Below are 25,020 nucleotides of genomic sequence, written 5' to 3'. Positions count from 1 at the left end.
GCAGGCGTCGATGTCGCGCAAAGGAAACTGCTATGACAATGCGCCGATGGAAAGCTTCTGGGGTAGCCTGAAAAATGAATTGATACATCACCAGCACTACCCGACCCGTGCTGATGCACAGGCTGCTATTCAGGAATATATCGAAAGCTTTTATAATCGCCAGCGTCGTCACTCACGCCTCGGCTATATTCCACCTGCCTTGTTTGCTGATAATTTCTATCAACAATCGCAGGCTGCTTAAAACATGAGTGTCCGTTATTGACAGTACACCTCAATACATCTCTGCACGAGAGTGATGTATCTTTGATTCAAAATCATAAAGCAGCCGTGATTTTCAAACAGCACAGAAAATTGCGGCTGAGCATGCGTACGATTACGCTGCGTTAATTTTACCTACATTTCTGCAAGCATTAATTAAAGATTCAAATTATCCTCATATTACTCAGCAGGCTGTTGATGCTTACTTGCGTTCCGGTAGGCAATATCAAATAAATCTCAAAGGCAGATAATGGACGACTTTACATGTACGAATTGCGGTGGGCCGGCAACTCTTATTTCGTCTGAAGGAGTGATAAATACTTATATCTGTAATAACTGTGGATCAAAAATTGAATCGATCGTATATTATGTTAGAGAGCCTTCCCACCTTGGGGTAGATTATTACAGGGCAGTTGTTATTGTTGCTAATAAAATACTTGCCAGGAAAACTGCTATAAAGATTAGGCGAATCTTTTCTGGGTTATCAAATTTCGGTGAGGCAGCTTTGCAAAAGCAAATTGATGAAGGTTCAGGGTCATTGGATTTAGGGATTTATTCAGGCCGTGAAATAGAGGAGCTTACTGAAAAGGCTAAGACATTTGATCTGAATTTGACATTTGTGTACGATTCCAGCGTATAAAAAATCTGCATAAGTTTTTGCGGAAAGTTGGGATTGTTGAAGGAAACGCTGGGGGGAGGTCTCTTAAGAAACAAATTTGAATTCTTGTGTGATTCATAGATATCATTTCAATTAAAATGATGCAATGGATGACGAGATTCCAAGGCGACTTCGTTGGATTCAACTCTATGAAGAACTCGGCAACGCAGGCGTTGTTTCCCTGCGTTGTGGCGTTTCGCGGCCAACCTTGCGGAAATGATGGCAGCGATATAGGGGATTGGGTATAGATGGCCTCAAGGAAGAAAGTCGTAGACCAAAAACATCTCCTGCGCGCAAATTAGGTTACCCCTGCCTTTCAACCTCAACCAAACACCCCACCTTCATCCGCATCCAGTATCACCGACAAAGTAATATGCCGCGGACGCGTCAGTGCAAACAAGACCGCATCCACCACGTCCTTGCTGGTCGCACGTTCGCCTTTCTGGCGGTTTTGCACGGCGTCCCATTCTGGTTGCTGCGGTGATACGTCATCGAGATAAGGCGGGTGCACGCTGATGGAGCGGATGGGTGTGCCTGCCAGCATTTGCCGGAAGCCGTCTGCGAGGCCTGCCTGGGCGCGTTTGGCGGCGTAGAAGGGGACGGACACGCTTTGCATCCTGGCGTTTGGCAAGCCGCTGATGGAGCCTATGGTGAGGATGTCTGCGCCTTCTGATAATCGCAGCAGCGGCAACAGGCCCTGGGTCAGCAGGAAGGTGCCGGTGACGGCAGAATTGATGACACCGAGTACTTCGGCTGCCGTGTAGGCTTGCTCCCTGGCTTCCAGCCACATGGTGCCGTTGTTGATCAGCAGGTCGATGTGGGTGTGCGATTTGCTCAGCGTATCGATGGTGGCCTGTACGCTGTGGATATCGGCCAGATCGGTTTCTACACATACCGGCATCTCATGCCCCAGGCTTTGTATGGTACTGGCAGTGTCGGCTAGTTGTGCAAGTTTGCGGCCACATAAAATCACTTTGCAGCCTGCCTCTGCCAGTGAGATGGCCAGCGCGGCACCAAGACCGCGTCCTGCACCGGTGATTACTGCGGTTTTTCCAGCCAGACTTGTCATACATTTTCCTCACGAATTTTCCTCATGAATTTTTCTCACGAATTTTTCTCATTAAGCGATTGGAAAACTATACAGCAGTCTTGTCGGGCGTGCAGTCGGCAAGGCTGGTAGGAGCGGCTTTAGCCGCGAACAACTGGGTCGTGGCATGGGATGTGGCTGCTCAAGCATTCGCTACTGAAGCCGCTCCTACAGGGTAGCTACATTCGTGCAAAAGAAAAACGGCTGCTGAACATGTATCTGTTCAGCAGCCGTTGCTTTTAGTGCCAGGTGATTACAAAGACTTCAGGAAAGCCAGCACCGCATCGCGGTCTGCTTTAGACAAGCCTTCAAAACGCTGGCGTGCCTTGTCTGCTTCGCCGCCGTGCCAGAGTATGGCCTCGGTCAGGTTGCGGGCACGGCCATCGTGCAGGTAGCCTACCTTGCTGTTATTGCCCATGACTTTCTCGGTATAGCCTATGCCCCACAGTGGCGAGGTGCGCCACATATTGCCCTGGGCCTGGCCTTCTACCAGCTTGTCGGCCAGACCTGTGCCCATGTCATGCAGTAGCAAGTCGGTGTATGGCTTGATGGTCTGGTTGCGCAACTCTGCCAGCAAATGGCCTGAACCAGTTTTCATCTCCACCGTGTGACATGCTGAACAACGCATGTTCTGGAACACCTTGGCACCAGTACTGACTTGCTGCGGATTGACGACATGCTCATCCATCGGTGCCACACCTTTGGGGAAGCCGCTGGCGATGCTGCGTTGTGCAGGCACGGCCACCAGGCCCAGGTAGCGGGTGATGGATTGCAGATCAGCTTCCGAGATACCTTTTTGCGCAGGTGCGGCAGCACAGCCAGCCGGGTCCGTCGTGCAGCTACGGTTAGGGTAGGGCGCAGACGTCACCGCCATGTCCTGCAACAGCGCAGCAGCAGTCTGGTGACGCAGGGTTGCCTTGGATGCCTTCCAGCCAAAGCGGCCTACGCGCACTGTGCCGGTCTCTGGCTCATACACATAATTGGCCAGACCCATGACACCATCGGCATCTGGTGATGTGCGGGTACGTGCCAGGATGTCGGCTTCTGGTATCGCTTCGAGCAAGCCCATGCCTATCATCGGTTGGGCCGCACGCAGCGAATACACTGTCGGTACAGCGCCCTCAAATGCCAGCGTCGGTTTGCGTAATTCAACATTGCTGCCATCGGCCAGTTTGGTGGTGCGGGTTTCAAATCCGGCGACGTTGACATTGGTGCCCCAGTTTTGCGGCACACCGCTGCTTGAGAAGGCATTCATCTGCACTACGGTGCCATATTGCGGATGTGGCAATTGCTGGCCTGCTGTATTGGTGGCTGCTACCCTGACCGACATGCTGTCGAGACGCTGGTTGATAGCGGTAGGCGCAGGGCTGCGGCCATTATTGACGTGGCAGGCAATACAGGCAGACTGGTTGAAACGTGGCCCCTGCAAACCTACGGCTTGCTGGTAACGGTCATTACCATTCTCATTATGGTCACCGGTCGTAAAGTTGGTATGTACCAGACGGCGGCCCTCAACAAAGCGCTGTATGTTTTGCATACCCGCATTATTGTGTGGCTGCTGGAACATGAACAAGCCATTGTCAGAATAATTGTAGGAGACAGAACCCTGGCCACCCGACAAAGTATCTTCCGGCAGCGGTACCGAGTTCAAACGCGGTTGCACGCCATACCATGGCTTGAGACCAGAGCCGACCACATAAATCCATTCGGCTGAGTAATAACGTACACCGCCGCTGTCACCCTTGACAGCCATACCTTCAGGTGTTGAGAACATCGATGGTGATACTTCAATGATGTCACCTGCCACCAGCGGACGTGCCGGGATGTTCTTACCATTCGGGAAGCCGTTTGCATCCAGGTCGCTATGTCCAGGATAATCTTTCACGCGCAAGGTACAAGCACCATTCACGCCATCAGGGGTGCTGAGTTTGTTATTGGCAGGGTAGGGCACAGGCTTGCAGATGGCGACATTGCGATCGACCAGTTCACCCGGATTCATCCAGCCATAACCCGTCACACCAACGCGGTCAAAACCACGGAAGAAGGCCACGCCACCCGGCAGAAAATCGACAGTATTGTATTGATTGACAGTGAGCACAGGTTTGGTCACGCCTGCCACACGGCTATTGTCGATGATCTCAAAACCCCAGGTGCGGTTCTTGAAGTATTGCGGCACAAAGGTCAGGTAATTGCCCGGGCCTTTATCAACTGGCAGGCCGGTGACTGCATCGACAGTTTCATTCGGGCCGTAGCCAATTTCATTCCACTCTTCACCACGTTCACGGCCATGGCGTGCCAGGCCGCGTGCACCAAAGCGCGTGACGAGGGTGCCGTCAGGCAGAGTGAATTGCAGGCTTTCCAGCGGTTCTGCGGCGGCAGGCAAAGGTGCCCAGCCACTGCCACTGCTTGGGAATTTCAAAGCGGTGGTCGCTGCATCAGGCAGGGTGTTGTCGCTGCCTGGTGACTTGAATTCAACTTCAAACAGCGAGTAGCCGTATTGGGTCGCACGCGCCACGCCTTGCAGTCGTATGTAGCGGGCGTTTGCACCGAGGTTAAAGAATTCTTCCGTACCGCCTTTGCCACCGCTGACATAGCGCAGTTGCGTCCAGGTCTGGCCATCGTCGGATACGCGCAACGCGTACTCCTTGCCATAGGCGTTTTCCCATACCAGCTTCATGTAGCCGACGGGTGTCTTGGTGCCAAAGTCAAACTGTATCCAGGCACCGTCTTCTGAGGTACTTCCCCAGCGGGTATTGGCTTTGCCATCGATCGCCATGGCCGCTGACATGGCCTGGTTTTCTACTGCGGAAGAAGTCGCGGCGACAGGCTTGACGGCAACACCAGGTTTGCTCAAATCGATCTGGCCAGGGTTGCTTGGTTGGCTGGGTTGGCCAGGCTGGGTTGGATCTGTGCCCGGTTGTGTGACCGCTGTGCCAGAGAAAGCCTGTATCTCTATGATGGAATAGCCATACTGGGTAGAGCGCTTGATACCTTTTACGCGCAGGTAGCGGCCTTTGCCATTCAGGTCAGTCAGGTCCTCGACACCACCCTGGCTGTTATCGACGGTCTTGATCGTCGTCCAGTCACTATTATTGTCAGACACCTGCAACAGATATTGCGTGGCATGGGCGTTTTCCCATTGTATGCGTACGCGGGTAATGGTTTCTGACTTGCCAAAATCCAGTGTCAGATACTGGTCATCCGTGAAGCCGCTGCCCCATCGCGTATTGTCGTTATGGTCTATCGCGGCCAGCGCAGAGAGGTCGCCACGTTCAACAGAACTGGCAGTCGCTGTCACAGGTGTCAGCGCGGTTTCTGCCGGTGCAGCTTGTGGTGGCGCAGCCATGGGCGTCGCGCCCGCGCCGTTCTGTGCAGAATCAGCATTGCTGGACCCACCACAGCCTGCCAGTTGTAAACATAATAGCGATGAGGCCAGGCAGATGGCCGTCATGCGGTTGGATATTTTTTTCACGTAAGAACTCCTGGTTGGTACGTTTTATATTTGCATGTGGCAGGTAGTCCACATCCTGTTGTATTGCGTACTGCATGTCTGTGCATGTGCAGACAGGTGAAGCGCTGGTAGTGCGATGAATTCTATAAAGAGAGCAACGCCAGGAACGGGTTTCCTGGTCCGTCGAAGCGCAACAGTACATAATCAGCATGCCAGTTGCAAGCCAGCGGGCGGCACTAAACAAATCACCAAAAGGTAGGTGATAGCTAACAAAAAGGTAAGCTATCAACCATTTGCACTGCCCCAAAATTGGGCGTGGTACATCTCATTTTTTGTCAGTCGGTTGACATAATTGGTCAGTTTTTGGAAAGCATCCCATTTGAGGCATGTACGGGATTGCACTTGGGAGTGGAAACTTTTCCAGTTTTTGACGCTTGCTTTACTAATTGGATATGCATTTTGAACACACAAATTGAACTCCTTCTCCTTCCCCTTCAAGGGGAGATTTGCGGGGTTTCGCAAAGCATGCTTTGCGCCGCAAATTTCCAAGCCGCTTGCAAGCGGCGCGGTGGAATGGTTGGGATGGGGATGGGGTTCTTATGAAACCTGATCGCAGCTTAAATCAACCGAAACCCATCCCCACCCTAAGTCTCTCTCTTGAAGGGGATGGGATTTAGTAATCAGCGCGAAGTTAATGGCGGATGCCTTCAAGCCAGTGTCCGCAAAAGTACCCAGTTTTGATTTGATCGCAAATAAAATGTGCGCAGAAATCTTGTGTACTCTCAAGGAACTTTGTCAGTAAACATCATCGCTAATTTTGCTGATTAAATCCGCTGACAAAAAACGTCCCGCAAATACACAAATGAACCCGCAGTCATTTAATCCATCCTCAAAAAAGAAAACGCTGTTTAGTGCTTAACTTGATTGTGACAAGTTTGTAAGAAACAAATTGATTTCCCTGTTACAGAAAACTTACAAATGCGGATGCGAAAAAATGGTGCCAGCATCATTTTGCAACACACATCATTCTTCGCGAGACCAGTAACTTGACGACTTTATCCATGCTTCTGGCTGCACGCGCTGTTCTACCATATAAGTACGCAATGCCCGCGCAGCCTGTTTTTCGGCAGCTATCCAGATGTAACCATCGCCAGGCGGGAAAGTATAAGCAGCGGCTTCTGCCAGCAAAGCCTGCTCATCATTGGCTGAATCCTGATCGCGTATCAACCATTGCGCTTGCCAGTTGGCTGCACTCACGCACGCCTGTTTATCTGCCGCATCAGCAAGCATGATGATGCTGGTGACGTGTACGCCTGCGCGCAATTGTTCAAGGCGTCGTGTGATTGCGGGCAGGGCAGTGGCATCGCCTATTAACAGATACCAGTCAAAGTCATCTGCTACGACCATGGATTTACCAGGCCCGCTGACGATCAGTGCGTCGCCTATTTTTGCCTGCATCGCCCATGCATTGGCAGGCCCGTGCTGGTGCAGTGCAAAGTCCAGCACCAGCGTGCGTGCCTGTGTGTCGAAATATCGCGGCGTATATTCGCGTGTAACAAAGCTGTCTGCCTCGCCAGCAACCGGCAGCAAGATCTTGACGTGGTCATCATGCGCGAGGCTGGCAAAATCATGCAGATCATCTGATTGGAAAGTGATGCGCTGCATATTGGGTGTCAAGCGTGTGACGTCAATGACGCGCAGGGTTCTGCGGCGTTTTTCCCAGCGCAGGCGTTCGATGTGGTGTTTGATATTTGTGGTCATGATGTTTTGATTTTGTGAGTATTGGTTCGTGTTGATTAGTTTTCGTGGATTGGGCCAGGTGCCGGTTGAATCGGTGTAGGTTGGGCCGGGCCTCGCTAGGCTACGTTTCACCAGCCCAACACTGGGCTTTTAAATAACGTATACGTTTGCAAAGGCCGAGTGTTGGGCTGATGAGACGTAGCCCAACCTACACTCCAGCTCAACCTACGAGGCCGTCCTTCGTCCACACCGCCTCACATTAAACGCCAGCGCCAGCGTCGCGCATACCGCAACAGGTATCCCCACCATCCACGGCAAGCGCACCGCAACTGCATACAGGGATGTGCCCGCTGCCGGGCCTACGGTATCTTTCAAATCTGCCGCTACCGATGCGGCTGCCATATAAGTAGCCCGTGCATGCGCAGGTGCCAGCTCCATGATCAGCGTTGGCAGCAAAGGGCCAAACAGCATTTGCGACAGCGACAGCAAACTGACACCGAGCACCAGCGCCGCCAGGCTGGATGAAAACAGCAGACAGATAAAAGCGCCTACCAGCACGCAGCCGCTGGCAATCACCATCTTGAAATTAGACACATGCGCGAGAACAGCGCTGATCTTCAACTGGAACAGCACCGTCAGTACCGCAGCATAAGTAAACAGCAAACCTATCTGCGAAGGTGTCAGGATGCCTGCATCTACCGCATACAGCGGCAAGACTGAACTTAACCAGCCTGCCGATATCTGCAGGCACATAGACCACAGCAATAAACCAGCGAGACGCGCATCCCGGAAGGCGGGCAGGATGCCGATCAAACTTTCATCCTCATCATCGGGAATGGAATTTTTTGTCAGTGTCTCTGGCAGCCACAGCGCAATGATCAATGTACTGATGAGTGTCGCCAGCGCAGACCCCAGAAATACGGCACCCAGCGAAAACAGCGCCAGCACAGAGCCCACTGCCGGGCCAGCTACGCGGCCCGCGCTCGACATGACGCGTGCGATGGAAAAATAATACCGGTGTTGCTCAGCCGGTATGGCATCGGCAATCACCGCAGAGATAGTGGGATGCAAGACGCTTTCAAACGCGCCTATCAAGATCAGCACCAGGGCAGATGCCCATACACCATGGGTAAAGTAGAGTATCGCAAAGCCCATCCCCACACCCGCAGTGGAGATCAGCAAGACCGGGCGGCGCCCGACACGGTCGGCAATGCCGCCCACCATGGGCGTGGCCAGCAACTCGCCGCCAGAATAGCAGGCCAGCAGCAAGCCTATGTGGCTGGCAGAAATGCCCGCATCTTTTTCTGCCCACAGGGCAAAAAACGGCATGATTACACCATCAGCAAAGCCGACAAAAAAACAAAGGAAAAGGCCAACAGCAGTGGCAAGAGGTGCATTCGTAAAAATGCGGAGAGAGGCAGAAAATCTGCGGGAGAGCTGAGACAGCAGTCGTGATAGTAATCGCATATACATTATCCATGGCGCGACAAATCTGCTTGCAAATGCAGGACAAATTTGTTTGCGCGTTGGCTAACGTAAACGCTTACGTCACTGTTTCCAGTGATATGAGGCGATCCTAACAAAGAAAAAACAGGCAGTCAATGTGCTGGTTTTATGCCAGCCCGGCCGGATAGCGTGGCTAGATTTTTTATGAATATCAGCTTGTTACCCTGCTTGACAGGGCTGACTTGACAAAATAGATAAGCAAATACCATCACAATTTCAAATGTAACCAATTGTAGCCTGGGCTATAATCTGCACTTGTTTTACGCGCGTGCATTGCCCTTTTGATTGCTAAAAGACAATAAAACCTGTTCACTGTCACTTTATATTATGAAAAAAACATTTCTGGCTTGTTTGTCTTTCCTGGTTTTTGCCTGGCCCAGCCTGTCGCAGGCCGAGGTGCGCAAATGTGTGACGCCTTCCGGTGAAACGATATTTACTGACCAACCCTGCAATGCCAAGATAGGCAGCAACGCGACCGAAGTCAAAAACGACGCCACACTGCGCAAGATCACGGCCATGCAAAAAGACCGCGATACCGGCAAAAGCTGCTGGGTGCTGGATCACAGGTATAGTCAATGCGATGTCAGCGTAGATCGTACCCTGATGACCAACTTCAAGGAAAATTGCACCATACCGAAGAACCAGTTTATTAAAGAGCGCGCCAACGACAACGTCAGCACCAGTTATAGAACTTACAGGGAGCGTCGGGAATACAGAGATTCATCGCAAGAAGTCGATGATCTCGAATATAGCCACAGGGATACCCGTAAAAGCCGCGCCGTCTTGCAATGTGAAGTGCTGGAAAAAGATATGTGGTCCTATCTGAAGCAAAACTTCAACGACAAGGTACCACCGCAAGACGCCAAGAATATCGAAGTCAAATTACTGGGCCTGCCTGACCCTGAAAGAAGCAGCAGTTCTTACAATAGAAGAAGATAATGTCCCATGTGCTGACTTCATGCACAGGATGTACTTCACAATGGCAATCTCAATTTCGGAAAAAAATCACTTTATGAACGACCATAACCAGCATGCAAAACAAGTTCTTGACAAGGCAAGGGAGGCGCATGCTGCAAAAGAATATGAGACGTCGCTGGCATCTTATGAATGGTTTTTTGAGCATGCGCTGGATGAGGACAAGGGTTCGCTCTATGGTGTGCGTTTGTCGTACTGTCTTTTTGGATGGGTGGAATTGGGCCAGGAATATGAGCCTGCCAGAATTCGTCTTGAACAAAAGTTTGAGCACAGCATTCTTGCACTGGAGCAGTCACGCAATCCGGAATATTTTCATGACTATGCCTCTATAGGTGCCTGTCTTGGCCAGCAAGAAGCCGTATTGGACAAATTCATCGCTTATCATCATGCAGACCCCAGGCTCGCCAGGGAAATCGTCCACTTCATCTGGGATGAACTGCTGGCCTCACCCCACATGCTTGTTTGCGCCACTTATATTGATAATGCGCCAGCACTCTATGATGGAAAGCTTGAAAAACATGATGAAACAATGAAAATCTTTGCGTCCAGGCCAGAACTTGCCACGGACGATTTCATGCAGGGAATGAGGGACAGGTTCATTCAGGAGGTTAGCAATATCATCAAGGTATTGCAGGCTTCTGGACGCACTGAAGAGGCTGGCGCTGTTTCTGCGAGGGCGAAAGCGGATCTGGAAAAAAGAAACTATATCCATTCCTTGCCAGCATGATTTCTGCAGGCAGACACCTTTAAAAAAACACCCACATCGCGGGTGTTTTTTACCATAGGCGAGACCAGGGTTTATTCGACGATCAATGTATATGTCACTGCTTGCGACATATCGTTGCTACGCCCGCCAAAGTTGATCGTATGTTTGCCCGGGCTTAAGGGCTTGAGCATGACATAGTAACCGTCAGCAGCAGAGGGGTCGAGTTTGACCCTGCCGCCGGTCAGTGCACCTGCGTCAAAACAAACAGGGCTGACTTGTCTGTGTGTTTCAAGTTTTGTGGCGCGTACGCCATCAATTTCCAGTATCAGCATATGGATGCCATCAATGGCTTCCCTGACAGCTTCCGTGACGCCCTTACAACTGATTTTGCCTGGCACACCTGAATTGACCATGTAATTAATCAGAGGGAAGTAAAGATACTTATCCTTGGGGACGGTGCAAGTCCTGATGGTTCTTTGCGTGCCATACGTGCCAGCCAAAAACCAGACCGGACCTTGCTGTTTGAAATGGCAGGACTCACCGGTTTTGTCTGCAACCGGGCTATTGTTTTCACCATCAAATGAACGCGCCCACTGCCACCAGGCGCTGGACCATTCTCCCTGGGTTTTGCCCGCGACAACTTGTTTTGGCGCGATCAGGCTGGTAGGGCTTGCGGGGCCGGCAGCAATGCTGGTGGCAGGCAACTGGCTAGCGAGGGACAATAAAATAATCAGAGATAGTCTGGAGATGTTCATTAAAGTGCTTGTATGGAGATTGCTTGCACAGGCGGGGCTGCATAAGTTTGCCCGCTCGTAGCAAAGGAAAGAAAGGCGCAATTCTACCAAGGTTTTTTATATGCACATCAATCTTGTCCTGCGCGCATGGTGGGGGAGGTTGGGGCGGGTCGTAAATTGGGTGGACCGTAAGGCGGGCCGACCCTGTAGGTTGGGCTACGCTTCATCAGCCCAACACTCGGCCTTTGCAAACATATACGCCCATTCAAATTCCCAGTGTTGGGCTGATAAGGCGCAGCCTAGCGAGGCCCGGCCCAACGTAGGTAGTTGGCGAGGCCAGGCGCAACTTACGTGGTCGCTACTGAGGAGTAAAACCGACGCATTTCTGAACACCCTCAATGCATCGCAACTACCCTTGTTTGTCCTGTGGCGAAATCTATTCCATCCGCCTTGTCCAGCCTGCCTGCCAGCGTCGTCAAACCCCAGGCGCCTACCACAACCAGAGCACCTATCCAAGGCGTATGCATCAAACCGATGTGGCTGACGATCAAGCCACCTGCCCAGGCACCAAAGGCAATACCGACATTGAAGGCAGCGATATTCAAGCCAGATGCGACGTCGATAGCCTGCGGCGCATCCTGCTCTGCACGTTGCACCACATACACCTGCAAACCCGGCACATTACCAAAGGCCACTGCGCCCCAGGCCAATACCGTCAGCAAGGCCAGCCATTTATTGTGCGCAGTAAAAGTCAGCACCAGCAAGACCAGGGCAAGCAAGGCGAACACGATTTGCAATGCCGCCACCGGGCCTTTTTTATCGGCCAGTTTGCCGCCCCAGATATTGCCAAAAGTGACCGAGACACCATACACCAGCATGACCAGGCCCACCGCATTGGCGCTAAAACCGCTGATGTCTTGCAGTATCGGTGCCAGATAAGTGAAGGCGATAAAGCTGCCGCCATAACCCAGCGCCGTCATCGCATATACCAGTAACAGGCGCGGTTTTTTGAGTACCGCCATTTGCGTCAATAAAGAGGCGGGCTTGCTGCTGGCAATGGTCGAAGGGATCAATATCGCACAGCCAATAAAGGCAATCACACCCAGCGCCGATACCGCCAAAAACGTCGCCTGCCAACCCAGATGCTGGCCGATGAAGGTACCCAGTGGCACGCCCGTCACCAGCGCCACTGTCAGGCCGCTGAACATCAGCGCAATCGCACTGGCAGCCTTGTCCTTGGCGACTAGGCCAGTGGCTATCGTTGAACCTATCGAAAAGAACACCCCATGCGCGAGGCCAGTCAGCACCCGCGCCGCCATCAGTGAGGCATAGTTGGGCGCCATCCAGGCCACCAGGTTACCGATCGTGAACAAGGCCATCAGGCCCAGCAATAACTGCTTGCGTGGTACGCGGCCAGTCAGTGCTGTCAACACCGGAGCGCCAACTGCTACGCCCAGCGCATACAGGCTGACCAGCAAACCGGCAGAAGGAACAGACACCGCCAGGCTGCTGGCGATGGTGGGGATAAGGCCGACAATCACAAATTCTGTCGTACCGATGGCAAAGGCGCTGAGCGTCAGCGCCCACAAGGCTAAGGGCATATGGACTCCATGCATGAGGGAAATGAATAACAGGCTGCAGTCTGGGCCCATGCAGAACAAAGAAAAATAGCTTAAGCTACACTTTACTTATGACTCGGAGTCAATAATGCTAAGCCTGGAAACCATGAAAGCCCTGGTCGCAGTGGCCGATACCGGCTCATTCTCAGCCGCAGCCGAGCGCCTGGGGCAAACGCCGTCCGGCATCAGCCGCAGCATTTCCCGCCTGGAAGCGCAGCTCGGCATGACCCTGATGACGCGCACCACCCGCAAGCTGGAAATCACAGAAGAAGGCCACTGGCTACTACAAAGGGCCAAGAAGATACTCTGCGATATTGATGACACTGAAGAACAACTGACAGCACCCCTGTCGCAACCATCCGGCCTGGTGCGGGTAAATGCCGCCACCCCCACGCTGGATCATTTGCTGGCACCGCTGGTGGCAGATTTTCTTGATGCCTATCCCCTTATCAAACTCGAACTGGTCAGCGGCGAAACCTTTGTCGATCTCATCGAAGAAAGAGCCGACGTGGCGATACGTATAGGCCAGCTCACGGATTCCAGCCTGCATGCACGCCGCCTGGGCAGCAGCCGCATCCGCCCGGTCGCTGCACCGCATTACCTCGCACGTCACGGTGAACCGCAAACCGTGGCTGATCTGGCACAGCACCGGCTGCTGGGTTTTACCGCCCCCGCCAGCCTCAATACCTGGCCGCTGCCCAAGTCGGATGGCGTCAAAGATGAGGGCTATGTCATAGACCCCGTCGTCAGCGCCAGCAATGGTGAAACCCTGCGCCACCTGGCCGTGCAGGGCGCCGGCATCGTCTGCCTGTCTGACTTCCTGACCATGGCCGACCGCGCCCACGGCAGGCTCAAACCCGTGCTGGTCGACATCAGCCTGCCCTGGATGCAGCCAGTCTGGGCGGTATTCTATAAACAGGAAGCCATACCCCCACGCGTGGCCGCCTTGCTGGATTTTTTGATGACGAGATTACCGATGGACAGGGCGTGAATATCGTAGGTTGGGCTACGCTTCATCAGCCCAACACTGTGCCTCTGCAAACGTATACGTCATTTAAACGCCGAGTATTGGGCTGGTAAACCGTAGCCTAGCGAGGCCCGGCCCAACAAGACCAACCAACGCCGCTAGACTCCAGCCTGCGCTGGAGCGACCTTGCATAGGGCAGGGGGATTGATAGACCGCGCTCAGAAAATAGATCGCTTAACAGAGTCTTCTCAGGTACTCAGCAAAGCTCACAAAAAAATCTCAAAACAAGCTCACACAAACCGCATCGCCCGCTTATTTGCATACCCCCAAAATCGTCATTCCCGCGCAGGCAGGAATTCATCGTGTTTACGCCAAATACGGTGATGTACTGTACAGTGCGCAAGACAAATATCCAGCAGAAGCGGCTTCAGCCGCGCACGCGATACCATGTCCCTATTTATGTGTGAGAAGGAAATAAATCAAACCCATTGCAATTTATGCCCGAATATCATTAAATTGCAGCGACCCTGGCAAACCATATCCATACATCCATCCCAGCCTGATGCAGCATAAAAATAAACTCCACCACCTCTGCATCATTACCCTGTTGATGACGACAGCCAGCCTCGTCGCCTGCAAAAAAACTGCCGACCCCACTGCCAACACTAATGCCAACACTACTGCCAGCTCTGTAGCAATGCAACCCGCCAGCGTGCTTGCATCCGCAATAGAAACCAGCACTGCCGCAGAAGCAATCCCAGACGCCGCGCCTGCATCCACAGAACCTGGCCCCTTCGGTCTCTCCATGGCCATCAGTGAAACCGAGCTCGCCAGCAAATTGGGCTTTGTCAAATCCAGCAAAGCCAAGCATCTGTTTGAAGGCCAGCCACCCAAACCCGCAGATGATTTCAGCGACTACTACGCCGTCGCCGCGCCCATCAGCGGCGTCTGCAAGGTAGGTGCATCGCGCACCATCACCGCCGTCAGCGGCACAGGCGAACAAATCAAAGCCGCCGCCGACCGCATCGCGCAAGCGCTGGAGCAGCAATACGGCAAACCCAGCCTCAAAAAAGACAAAGTCAAAACCGACATCTACAACCGCCGCCCGCAATTCTGGATGGTCGGCCTCAAAGAAGGCTCTGTCAGCTACGGCTACCTGTGGGCCAACGGCAAAACCGAACGCGAACTGCCCGACAACATCCTCAACATCATCGTCTTCGCCCAGGCCCACGCCATCAACCGCGGCGAAGTCGGCGTCAGTTATGAGTTTGCGAATTATGCGGATTGTCAGAAGGAGTGGCGGCTGGAGAAGGGGAGGAAGTCTTGATTGCTGTCAGGCGCATCAAGCACGTAATAAATGGAGACAACATGCAAAAAAACATAGATTCAAAAGATGTGCCGCAATGGATAGCATCCAGCACCACGGCGGAAGACGCCAATCAACTGCAAGCATGGTCTCTTGCCATGATTAGCAGGATAGAACGCGGTGACCTCAGCATCGGCATCCTTTCGCTAGACGAAGCGCGTCAGGTTCCGCTGGCCTTGCGCAAGGCCTTTGAACTTGGACTGATAGAGGCAGGCATACATTTGGCCGACTGGCTGGTGCGCAATCCTACCGATTATGCCGATATTCCAGCCGCAGAACAAGTCATGCTGGAAGTGATCGCCCTAGGTAAACAAGATGCTGCTGTGCCTCTGATGCGCTATCGTTGGATTTACCGACGCGATACCTGTAGCGATGAAGAAGCGCAGCAATCCTTCGCCTTGCTCAATAGATGGTGCATACAACACCAGGCTGACAGCGATGCTCTCTACCTGTTAGCGCTAGTCACCTGCCACGGCTTTGGTACCGATGAAAACCCGGTCAGATCGGCGCAAATGCTTAACAAGGCAGCCTCCATGGGCAGTACCGACGCCATGTTTGAACTCTTTATCTACCATGCCCAGGGCATAGGCGTAGAGGTCAATGACGACAAGGCTGTTATCTGCCTGCGCCGCGCCGCCGAAGCTGGACAACTGCGTGCCATGTACAACCTCGGTGCTTTCCATGCCACTGGTCGCTATGTAGAACAGGACATGGCACTATCAGTAGCCTAGTACAAACGCGCCGCCGAAGCCGGGCACCCAAAAGCTGCCGAGACACTCGCCATCATGTATGAAGAAGGCGAGGGCGTAGAGCAGGACGATGCAATGGCGCAAAAGTATTGGGATATGATTGCCTGATAAAGCCGTGCGGACAAAACGTAAAGGTCACTCAACGCAGAGGAACAGTCAGCAGGGTGCGAATTTAGAATGAACGCGCGGCTCTTATAACCGTATCGAAGCCCTGGAGTTTAAAGCACCGCAACACATATTCAGGTCATCCCCGCGCAGGCTCACTGCAGTCCGGAATAATGTCCTTGACAAACAATAACGAGTAAATTCCCTCCCTTTCAAGGGGAGGGTTAGGGTGGGGATGGGTTTCAGTCGATTGGCTGTAAATGATTTTGCTACAGAAACCCATCCCCATCCCAACCTTCCCCTTGAAGGGGAAGGAGCTTCAAGCATGATCGCTGGCAAAAATTATTCAATTGCAGAATTAAGTCTTCGACGTAGAAGAATCGCCGGGACGCTGTTCGTACTTCACTCTCCGAATGAGTCAAGATAATTATTCCGGACAGCAGTGAGCGCAGGCTGGGATCCATCTGCGCAAATGCCGTTATCAACGGTAGTGAGTAGCCTTCAGTGTATGGTGACGGGCGATATCACGATGCCGCAGCAACATCAGGTTCCGGTATTCATGCCGTTAAACTCAAGCATAATCTGTCCCTGTCATCGCCGCCTTTGCGCGCACCATCAGACTAGCGTAGCCTTTTTATGGTCTCCATGAAACCCTGGCTACCGGGTGAGATGTGGCGACTGATGACGCATCACGATCTTCATTGGCTGTTCACTGACTCAACTCTTTCTGCACCTGCGCTGGTGATTTCCCATCGTGGCGCTGGGCTGCTTGTCATGCGAGAGTGGCTTTCAACTATCAGTGTCGCCTGATCACGGGTGGAGTCTAGCCAATATCTATATCCTCCGTAATACTCTGGTACCCGAAAGTGCATTTTGAGCGCAGCGACTTCCAGTAGTGGCCCCAATTCTGGCAGACGTAACTGATGTTTTTCGATATAGCTGGGGCCGCTCATGATCTGATGCAGATGAGTCTGTATGGCTTGCATTTCTGCCGATGAATAAGGCAACAGTAATACAGGCTCCAGCAAGTCAAACAGATGGCTATGGCCGTATCGTCTGGCGATATCCAGTGGGCGCTCGCCACCGGCATTGACGATGTTGCGCCATGCCCCCATATCCAGCATAGCCTGTATGACTTCGCGCGGGGCTGCTGCCTCAGCAGCACTATGCATGGCGGTATTGCGGGAGGCTCCACTAAGTTGCCAGTCATTTGGATTTTCACCTTTGCTGAGCAGATCAAGAACCTTGCTCCAATCAGCAGCCTGCACAGCTTGGGCAAAGGATTGGCGGCTTCTGTTCCAGCCATATTTGAGTGTGGAAGATTGCGTTACTCCATCCCAGCTTTGACTATGCAGGATAGAAAGTTCTTTTTTATGACTTTCACTGAGGATAAAGTCAGGTGTGTCATCATTCCATCCTTCCGGGGAAGAGGTGGTTTGCTCACCATAATCAGGGCGCTGATCTTCGTTATATCTGACTGTGAGGTAGATAAAATTGGAACCGAAGTCACCTCCTTCCAGACAGATAATGTCACTTAAGTCGCGATAATTTTGGGGATAATTGTATAGCTTTATTTGCTTATGGTTTCCACCCTGGTGTGACAAATTCAGGGTGACCTGCAATGGTCTTCCTGCAATATCATTGCCCAGATCAAGCAAGATCTCTTCTGCAAGTACAGGCATGTTCAGCTCGCTATGCTCACTAATGGCATAGGCTTGATACAAATTCTTCATGCCACGCCTGGCCTTGCGCTGATTGACCAGCCTGCGATAAGCCTCGTCGGGGCCGTGAAGCATGGTGTTGAAGGCGTTAATCAATCTGTCACCAAAACTCATCATCTTGTTTTTTGTTGGATTGGTCATGTGATGTTTATCGTCATCCCTTACAGATTCTGGTTTTGTGAAAAACCAAATTAGTTACCCGTAAACCGTCCCAGCCAACGCTGCCTTGATCCCCACGCTGCCCTTATCAACAATCGCCAGAAAAACCGTTTTCGCTTCTGCCGCATCCTGCTTTTGCCTGAAACTCTGGTGAGCTTGGACAAGTGCCACTGTCCATGTCGCCAGCAACAGGTTGGCGGCCAGTATGGCGTCAATATCGCCAGCTTCGCGCTTGACGGATAAGGCCATTGCCTCTGCCACGACCTGGGCTATCTCATCGCGTATGGCCCTGGCGCGCGCCTTCAGGGTGGCGCTGCCTTCTATGGTTTCTATGAAGCCCTGGCTGCCTGGTGAGACAAAACCTTTGGCACCTGCGGCGAATCTGACATACGGGCTTTCGTCTGCCACCAGTTTATGTGCAAGCAGGCGCAGGGTTTCAATTGGAGAAATAGCAGGATCGCGTTGGCGCAAAGCCTCGCGCAAGATCTCGCGCCCCTCTTCGTCACGGTCAAAGAACATGTCTTCTTTGCGTGGGAAGTGATTGAACACCGTCATGCGTCCCACGTCAGCCGCCGCTGCAATTTCATCCACCGTCACATGATCAAAGCCGCGTTCCTGGAAGAGCAGGGTGGCAGCATCAGAGATGCCTTGGCGCATGGCCAGGCGTTTGCGGGTGCGGAGATTGGTAGGGTTTGACATGGACGGCATCATAGCATATATTAAATGTACTCAGTACATATTTGTATTAAGTACATATTAAGAAAGACTCATTTTATGACTACATTAACAAGTACAGGCAGCCAGCATCCACAGGCCGGACGGGCGGGCAATAACCGCGCCCTGGCTGTGATTTTTGCTGCCATTGGTCTGGACGCCGTCGGCATAGGCCTGATCTTCCCCATCTTGCCGCGTCTGCTGGCAGAGGTCACCCATGGCGACAATGTCGCGCCCTACATAGGTATCATGACTGCGCTATATGCGGTGATGCAGTTTGTTTTTGCACCCGTGCTCGGTGCATTGAGTGACAGACTGGGCCGCCGCCCGGTGTTGCTGATCTCGCTGGCCGGGGCAGCCATCAATTACCTCGTCATGGCATTCGCGCCACAACTCTGGATGCTGTTTCTGGGCCGCGCCATCGCCGGGCTGACCAGCGCCAATATGTCGGTGGCCATGGCCTATATCACCGATATTTCGCCAGAAGACCAGCGGGCGCGCCGCTTTGGTCTGTTCAATGCCGTGTTTGGGGCAGGCTTCATCATTGGCCCCATTCTTGGTGGCGTGCTTGGTGACTATGGTCTGCGCCTGCCTTTCATCGCGGCAGCGATTTTGAATGCGGCGAATCTGCTGATGGCCTTTTTTGTCTTGCCAGAATCACGCACACCCAGCCGTGAGAAGCTGGACCTGGCAGCACTCAACCCGCTGCGCCCCTTGCGCTGGACATGGCGCATGAAAAACTTGCTGCCCGTGATCCTGCTCTTCTTCATCCTCAGCATGACCGGCGAGGTATATGGTACCTGCTGGTCACTGTGGGGCAATGATGCCTTCCACTGGAACGGTCTGTGGATAGGCCTGTCGCTGGGCACCTATGGCCTGTGCCAGGCACTCGCGCAAGCCTTCTTGCCCGGCCCTGCCGTCAAACTGCTGGGCGAGCGCGGCACCATACTGACCGGTTTTGCGGGAACCTGCCTAGCCCTGGTCGTCATGGCTTTTGCCAAACAGGGCTGGATGGTATTTGCCGTCATGCCGGTGTTTGTGCTGGGGGGCGTCGGCATACCGGCCTTGCAATCACTCGCCAGCCGCATGGTCGATGAAGGCATGCAGGGACAATTCCAGGGCGTGCTGGCATCCGCCGTCAGCCTTGCGTCCATCATTGGCCCGCTGATGTTTTCTACGCTGTATTTTGTCGTGCGGGCACAATGGCCAGGGGCGATCTGGCTCAGCGTGATGGTGGTGTATGCGCTGGCGGTGCCGCTTGTGCTGGGTTTGCGTTTTCGTCGTGCTGAGATCTTGCCGGATGCGCAGGTACAATAGGTATTATTGTCAATTCGATGACGCAAAGAAGATGAGTTACTCCCTGCAGGTATATACCCCAACCCCGGTGGCGTTACGCCTGCAGACTTTGCTCTCCAAAGCAGAAGAATGGCGAGGTGATGTACCCAACCCGGAGCGGGGCGGCAAGCCTGTGCTCATGGTGACACTAGCAGACAAGCTTGCAGATCGTTACCTCTATCCCGGTACTGAGCTCTACAGCTTCACCGCACCTGAATTGTCGGACAGCGGCGCATTTTTTTACTACAGCCTTGACCCCGACTTGGCTCTGCACAGCCCGGTTCCGCTATATACATTTTGTATGACAGAGATACACCGTTCAGCAGAAGATGCTTTTCAGGTATCGTGCCTGTCCATGATGATGGTGGTGGCGACGGAGTTCAAGGCTGACTATATCACTGACGCCAGCGATATATGGAGCATGAACAGCGAAGGCAGGTTGTCGCTGGACAGATTGAAGTGAATCCTAGTGGATAGGGGATTGCCAGGTTCTGGCGCACTACACGGCCAGTGATTGTCAGGCAGCATGTGGGCTTGCCGCTGACCATGCGTACGATTACGCTTGCGCTAATCGTACCTACAGTCCTAAACACTGACCAGGGTAGTCGCTAGCAGCAAGCTGTCAAAATCATGTCAGCATAATTGTAAAGCTTTCTCGAAGGTCACCTGCACAGGCTTTATCATCAACTATTGTTACGACTGAAACCTTAATTTCACAAAGATATTCTCCCGGGATCAAGTCGCCAAAATCGTCATCGTGCTCAAAAACATCAGCTTGCATACGCAACGGTGTCGCTGAGGTCAGCGTAATTACGTTCCTTTTTGCCGGCGTAACTTGCATGGCGTATCCAAACCATAGTTCTGAATTATCCAATTTTGTGAGCACTGCTCTCGTTACATGAACTGGATAACATATATCCACCGGATCATCGCTAGTAATTTCTATATTGATAGGGAATTTACGAATCTCACTTGTATAGTGAAAATCAGAAACCAAACTGATGTTCAATTGCATGACTTATTTCCTAAATTTATTGTATTAGCCTGCGTAGGTACAATTAGTGCATAAGGCCCTGTGCGGAAAATCATGAATATCATTCACAGGTTTTATCTGGATGTGAAAAGGGGAGCTAGATCAGTGTCCCAGCGAATCTCATCAAATGAAATACGTGAATAAAGTTGATTGCATTCAGATTCGGTCAGCCAAGTTCCATGTGCGTCAACAAAATACTTTTTCCCAGATTCAAGTTCCGTAGATTTTGCTATGCTTTCGAAGCAGCGAGCGCGCAACAACTCGTTTAATACAATTTTTGTAGAAAATATCACGCCTTCTGGATGATGCAGATCTTCCTCTGAATTTATTTCCACTAATCGAAAGTATCTGCGTCCATTGGATGCATGACATAAATGCAGCCGGTATTGTGTATCATCTTTTACTTCATAAGCACGCCATAGCATTCATTGTCCTCTATAAAATATTAAATCCATGTAGATGCATTGTTGTGTAGTGTCAGAAAGTAAATCCACTACATCACACTTGCAATACTTACCGCGTCAACCTATACAAATAAATCGCCGTCCTGATCGTCGCTCTTTGTATCGAAGAAATATCCAGGTCTTCGTCCGGCGAATGCGCACCTCTGCCAGTGGCACCCAAGCCATCCAGGCTATCGACATAGGGCGCGACGAATTGGATGTCGCCGGCGCCGCGTTCACCTGGTGGGATGGCTTTGATCTCACCCAGGCCTGCATCAAAGCTGGCTTTGGAATACAGGTCCAGCAGGGCGTAGTTACCGGGCGTGGGGGACATCGGTGGGTAATTTTCGTTAAAGCGTATCGTTGCGCTGGTGCCAGCCAGGTTTTTGCTGACGATGTCTTTCATGTGGTCTCTGGCGCGCTGGCCTTGTTCTACACTGAGGTAACGCAAATCGCCATGTACCTGGGCACTGGGGGCGATGACATTGGTTTTGCCAAAGGCTGTACCCTTGCTGCTCAGGTTGTCGTAACTGATTTCAGTGCCGCCGACGATATTGCCGGGGTTGAAGGTCAGGTCAGGTTCGATCAGGGTTTCGCGAAAGCTGTTGAGGATGCGCGCGGTTTCATAAATCGCGCCATAGCCATTGTGGCCAAACACGGAGGCTGAATGGCCTTGTTTGGCCGTCACATCCAGCACAAAACCGCCAGAGGCGCGGCGTCCTACGGTGCCGGTGGCATTGCCGTTTTTATCGAGTGCCGTACCCTCAAAGGCCAGGGCTACGTCACTGCGTTTGGCGGCGTTGATAAGGTCGTTACGGGCGGTGGCAAGCGGGTGGCCCGGGCTTTCTTCATCGCCGCTGAAAATGACCTGTATGCGGGTATTGTCGAGTGCGCCCACGGCATGCAGCGCGCGTAGCGCTTCTATCATGATAACGTCGCCACCCTTCATGTCATTGACACCCTGGCCGCGCACGCGGTTGCCCTGCCTGTTCCACAATTGCACGGCGCTGTCTTTTTCAAACACGGTGTCGAGGTGGCCTATCATCAGCACGCGCTTGCCTTGCTTGCCCTCACGCTCTGCCAGCAAATGCCCGGCACGGTTCATGGCCGCTGGCATTTCAGACCAGCTGGTCTTAAAGCCCAGGCTCTCAAGTTCATTGCTGAATAACTTGCCGACATCGCGTACACCTGCTTGATTGAGTGTGCCGCTGTTGATGTTGACACTGCGTTCCAACAGTTGCAGCGCGGCTTCTGACCTGGCCTGCACGGCGGCGACGATTTTTTGTTCAGTCGGTGACAGGCTTTGCGCGTTGGCAGTGGAGGTCAATGCGCCTATGGACAAGGCGATGCAAAACGGGAGCACTTTTTTGATGAGCATGGCGCGTTCCTGATATCTGTGTTGGCTGGTTTGGACAGATGCATAATGTACACCGTTTTACAAGTAACGGGGTAGAGAGCAAACATCAGTAGGGTGCGCAGTGCGCACCGCTTTTTTGGGGACATGGTGATGGTGCGCACGGCGCACCCTACTCACTCTACTAAACCTTCCCACCCTTTTCACGTTTGCCAAACAACGCCATCCCACCTATCGCCAGCAACACGCAGGCGATGCCTGTAAGCTGGCTGCTGCTGACCACTTCGCCGAGCACCACAACTGCCAGCACCACGGCAGATACCGGGGCCAGCGCAGTGAAGAGCGCGGCTTCGCTGCCGCTGACTTTGGCCGCGCCTGCATACCATAGCAAAAAGCCAGCCACGGTAGGCACCATCGCATAATAGACCACGGCCCATACTGCCTTGCTGGTGACAGGCGTCTGCCACGGCATTTCAAACACGGCGGGTATGATGGATAGGGCCAGGCCCAGGCCCGTCATGATGGTCGATAAGGCTAAAGGTGGGATTGCCGTCTTCAGGCGTTTATTCAGCAGAATGAACAAGCCTTCACAAACAATCGCAGCAAAGATCAGGGCATTGCCCAGCAGTGAATGCTGAGCACCTGCATTTACGCCATCCGCCCGCACAGCGATCGACAACACGCCTGCACCCGCCAGCAGTACGGCCAGCAATAAGCTGGCTTGCGGCCTTTCACCCAGCAAGACGATGGCAATCGCGGCAGAGACGATGGGCAGGGTGCCGATGATCACAGCGGCATCAGCAGCAGATGTCAGGTGCATGCCAGCGATCAGCAGGGTGGTATAGCCTACACTGCCAGCGCCCGCCTGCAAGACCAGTAGTAGCCAGTCGCGCTTGCCCAGCCTGGGCAGTCGCGCGCCGGTGACGCGCATCAAGAATAAAAAGCAGGGGAAGGCGATGGCAAAGCGTAGCGCGGTTGCGGTGAACACCGGCAAGCCACTACCTATGACTTTGCTGGCAACTACCGTACTGCCAACGACGATCATCGCCAGCGCCAAATATATATATCCTGTGAATCTGTCTGACATCGCCTGCCTCACCCTGTATGGAAGGCTACAGCGTGCCAGCTTGAAATGGCGTCGTCTTGAATAAAATTGCAGGCTAGCGCTTGGCGCTATATACCCCGGGTGATATCCCAAAATTGCGCACGAACAGCCGCGTCAGGTGGCTCTGGTCAGCAAAGCCGCTATCCATCGCGACTTGTACCAGTGGCATGCCCGCTGCAATCAGGCGGCGTGCATGGTGCAGGCGGCGTTGCAGGATATACGCATGCGGCGTCATGCCGGTGGCCTTGGCAAAGGCACGCAGGAGCTGGAAACGGCTCAGGCCGCTTTGCTGCGCCAGGTCTTGCAGACTGAGGATGGCGGCCGGATCATCATCAATGCGGCTGCGCGCATGCTGTATGGCCGACGGCACACCCTGCACACTCTGGCTGAGCAGGCTTGCGGGCTGCATGACACGGGCAAACAGCATGAGCATCTGCTCTTCTGCTGATGCATGCATCCCCTGGGGAGATGTCATGGTTGCAAACAATGTCTGTACTGCCTGGCTGATCCGCTTGTCACGCATGACTGGCAGGTAAAATTCTGCCTGCGCAGTCTTGCCTTCCGTGATGTCATCCATGAGACTGGCGATGAGTGCGGGTTCCACATACAGCATCTGCCAGCAGCGTCCGTTTTCACCTATAGGCGTGCCATCATGGATTTCACCAGGATTGACGGTAATCGTATCGCCCGCCATGGCCTCGACCATGCCCATGCCACTCAGGGATTTTTGTGCGCCCTGCACGACCACCCCTATGCCAAACTGCTCATGCATGTGCCGTCCAAACTTGTGCCGCGATTGTGCCCGCACGGCCTCTACGCCAGCCAGGTGGCAGGGCAGCATGGTGAATTGTTTTTGTGGGCTGGCGGGCATGGTGGAATCGGGTAAAGTGTAAGCTCAGGATAGCACTTTTGATGAGAGCAGGTGAGACAGATATTCGCTCACTTCAGGGAAGTAGGGGCGATTAGCAGCGCGTAATCGCCCGCATCTGCGTGGCAATGACAAGTGAACTACGATTGGACCTTAGTCCGTAATGTAGCCATAATGAGAGGTGCGTTGCAATACCCTACGCTTATCGTTTTTTGGCGAGGCATGCGTACGATTACGCTCCGCTAATCGTACCTTGTATTATGACGCCTTCGGTAGTTATTCGTTAATATAGCTACCAACAAGTTCTTGGTAGGCATATCAAGATCGAGTGACTGGATGCCGGATCGTACCTTAGGTTTGAAACCTG

22 protein-coding genes are annotated in these 25,020 nt (G+C 52.9%); 9 read left to right on the top strand and 13 right to left on the bottom strand.

The window, feature by feature from the left end:
* A partial coding sequence (locus ACO0LL_RS29705) for an integrase core domain-containing protein (RefSeq protein WP_422954434.1) occupies positions 1-241 on the top strand: 241 nt, incomplete at its 5' end.
* A gap of 267 nt (positions 242-508) precedes the next feature.
* Positions 509-898: a hypothetical protein gene (locus tag ACO0LL_RS29700; RefSeq protein ID WP_422954433.1), complete on the top strand. Its 390-nt coding sequence runs from the start codon at positions 509-511 to the stop codon at positions 896-898.
* A gap of 340 nt (positions 899-1,238) precedes the next feature.
* Here ACO0LL_RS29700 and ACO0LL_RS29695 read toward each other — a convergent pair whose 3' ends face one another.
* From ACO0LL_RS29695 to ACO0LL_RS29680, 4 genes are all read right to left on the bottom strand, one after another.
* Positions 1,239-1,985 (bottom strand): SDR family oxidoreductase, encoded by a 747-nt coding sequence (locus tag ACO0LL_RS29695; RefSeq protein ID WP_422954432.1) that lies wholly within the window; start codon positions 1,983-1,985, stop codon positions 1,239-1,241.
* A 271-nt stretch (positions 1,986-2,256) separates the two neighbouring features.
* Positions 2,257-5,454, bottom strand: coding sequence for a di-heme oxidoredictase family protein (locus ACO0LL_RS29690; RefSeq protein ID WP_422954435.1), 3,198 nt, complete (start codon positions 5,452-5,454; stop codon positions 2,257-2,259).
* 1,023 nt (positions 5,455-6,477) lie between these two features.
* Positions 6,478-7,215: a siderophore-interacting protein gene (locus ACO0LL_RS29685; protein WP_422954431.1), complete on the bottom strand. Its 738-nt coding sequence runs from the start codon at positions 7,213-7,215 to the stop codon at positions 6,478-6,480.
* 204 nt (positions 7,216-7,419) lie between these two features.
* Positions 7,420-8,661, bottom strand: a complete 1,242-nt coding sequence (locus tag ACO0LL_RS29680) for an MFS transporter (protein ID WP_422954430.1) — start codon at positions 8,659-8,661, stop codon at positions 7,420-7,422.
* Between the two features lie 366 nt (positions 8,662-9,027).
* On the opposite strand from ACO0LL_RS29680, the gene ACO0LL_RS29675 reads away from it, so the two are divergent.
* On the top strand, positions 9,028-9,639 hold the full coding sequence (locus ACO0LL_RS29675; RefSeq protein ID WP_422954429.1) for a hypothetical protein: 612 nt from the start codon (positions 9,028-9,030) through the stop codon (positions 9,637-9,639).
* A 28-nt stretch (positions 9,640-9,667) separates the two neighbouring features.
* Positions 9,668-10,402, top strand: coding sequence for a hypothetical protein (locus tag ACO0LL_RS29670; RefSeq protein ID WP_422954428.1), 735 nt, complete (start codon positions 9,668-9,670; stop codon positions 10,400-10,402).
* A 71-nt stretch (positions 10,403-10,473) separates the two neighbouring features.
* On the opposite strand, the gene ACO0LL_RS29665 is transcribed toward ACO0LL_RS29670, so the two are convergent.
* Together ACO0LL_RS29665 and ACO0LL_RS29660 are read right to left on the bottom strand one after the other, a co-directional pair.
* Positions 10,474-11,136, bottom strand: a complete 663-nt coding sequence (locus tag ACO0LL_RS29665; protein ID WP_422954427.1) for a hypothetical protein — start codon at positions 11,134-11,136, stop codon at positions 10,474-10,476.
* Positions 11,137-11,510: 374 nt separating this feature from the next.
* Positions 11,511-12,716 carry an MFS transporter gene (locus ACO0LL_RS29660; protein WP_422954426.1) on the bottom strand — a complete coding sequence of 402 codons (1,206 nt, stop codon included), beginning with the start codon at positions 12,714-12,716 and terminating at the stop codon, positions 11,511-11,513.
* 106 nt (positions 12,717-12,822) lie between these two features.
* Between ACO0LL_RS29660 and ACO0LL_RS29655 the strand changes: the two genes are divergently transcribed.
* From ACO0LL_RS29655 to ACO0LL_RS29645, 3 genes are all read left to right on the top strand, one after another.
* Positions 12,823-13,725 (top strand): LysR family transcriptional regulator, encoded by a 903-nt coding sequence (locus ACO0LL_RS29655; protein WP_422954425.1) that lies wholly within the window; start codon positions 12,823-12,825, stop codon positions 13,723-13,725.
* Between the two features lie 538 nt (positions 13,726-14,263).
* On the top strand, positions 14,264-15,028 hold the full coding sequence (locus tag ACO0LL_RS29650) for a hypothetical protein (RefSeq protein ID WP_422954424.1): 765 nt from the start codon (positions 14,264-14,266) through the stop codon (positions 15,026-15,028).
* A 41-nt stretch (positions 15,029-15,069) separates the two neighbouring features.
* Positions 15,070-15,798 (top strand): tetratricopeptide repeat protein, encoded by a 729-nt coding sequence (locus ACO0LL_RS29645; protein WP_422954423.1) that lies wholly within the window; start codon positions 15,070-15,072, stop codon positions 15,796-15,798.
* 821 nt (positions 15,799-16,619) lie between these two features.
* On the opposite strand, the gene ACO0LL_RS29640 is transcribed toward ACO0LL_RS29645, so the two are convergent.
* Both ACO0LL_RS29640 and ACO0LL_RS29635 read right to left on the bottom strand, forming a co-directional pair.
* Positions 16,620-17,783, bottom strand: coding sequence for a hypothetical protein (locus ACO0LL_RS29640; RefSeq protein WP_422954422.1), 1,164 nt, complete (start codon positions 17,781-17,783; stop codon positions 16,620-16,622).
* 54 nt (positions 17,784-17,837) lie between these two features.
* Positions 17,838-18,500 (bottom strand): TetR/AcrR family transcriptional regulator, encoded by a 663-nt coding sequence (locus ACO0LL_RS29635; RefSeq protein ID WP_422954421.1) that lies wholly within the window; start codon positions 18,498-18,500, stop codon positions 17,838-17,840.
* A gap of 75 nt (positions 18,501-18,575) precedes the next feature.
* On the opposite strand from ACO0LL_RS29635, the gene ACO0LL_RS29630 reads away from it, so the two are divergent.
* Entirely contained in the window at positions 18,576-19,832 is a 1,257-nt protein-coding gene (locus ACO0LL_RS29630; RefSeq protein ID WP_422954420.1) for a TCR/Tet family MFS transporter, read from the top strand.
* A 31-nt stretch (positions 19,833-19,863) separates the two neighbouring features.
* Positions 19,864-20,313, top strand: a complete 450-nt coding sequence (locus tag ACO0LL_RS29625) for a hypothetical protein (RefSeq protein ID WP_422954419.1) — start codon at positions 19,864-19,866, stop codon at positions 20,311-20,313.
* 165 nt (positions 20,314-20,478) lie between these two features.
* Here the strand turns inward: ACO0LL_RS29625 and ACO0LL_RS29620 are convergent, their stop codons facing one another.
* The 5 genes from ACO0LL_RS29620 to ACO0LL_RS29600 all read right to left on the bottom strand — a co-directional run bounded on the left by ACO0LL_RS29620 (position 20,479) and on the right by ACO0LL_RS29600 (position 24,656).
* Positions 20,479-20,865 (bottom strand): hypothetical protein, encoded by a 387-nt coding sequence (locus tag ACO0LL_RS29620; RefSeq protein WP_422954418.1) that lies wholly within the window; start codon positions 20,863-20,865, stop codon positions 20,479-20,481.
* Positions 20,866-20,957: 92 nt separating this feature from the next.
* On the bottom strand, positions 20,958-21,308 hold the full coding sequence (locus ACO0LL_RS29615) for a hypothetical protein (RefSeq protein ID WP_422954417.1): 351 nt from the start codon (positions 21,306-21,308) through the stop codon (positions 20,958-20,960).
* A gap of 88 nt (positions 21,309-21,396) precedes the next feature.
* Positions 21,397-22,704, bottom strand: coding sequence for a M20/M25/M40 family metallo-hydrolase (locus ACO0LL_RS29610; protein WP_422954416.1), 1,308 nt, complete (start codon positions 22,702-22,704; stop codon positions 21,397-21,399).
* Between the two features lie 160 nt (positions 22,705-22,864).
* The gene (locus ACO0LL_RS29605; RefSeq protein WP_422954415.1) at positions 22,865-23,767 is read right to left on the bottom strand and encodes a DMT family transporter; all 903 of its coding nucleotides are present in this window, start codon (positions 23,765-23,767) and stop codon (positions 22,865-22,867) included.
* A 73-nt stretch (positions 23,768-23,840) separates the two neighbouring features.
* Complete coding sequence (locus tag ACO0LL_RS29600) at positions 23,841-24,656, bottom strand: AraC family transcriptional regulator (protein WP_422954414.1); 816 nt, start codon at positions 24,654-24,656, stop codon at positions 23,841-23,843.
* Between the last annotated feature and the right edge of the window lie 364 nt (positions 24,657-25,020).

It is taken from the genome of Undibacterium sp. TC4M20W (genome assembly GCF_049340245.1).
Lineage (GTDB): Bacteria > Pseudomonadota > Gammaproteobacteria > Burkholderiales > Burkholderiaceae_D > Undibacterium.
This window is presented reverse-complemented; position numbering and strand designations above follow the sequence as displayed.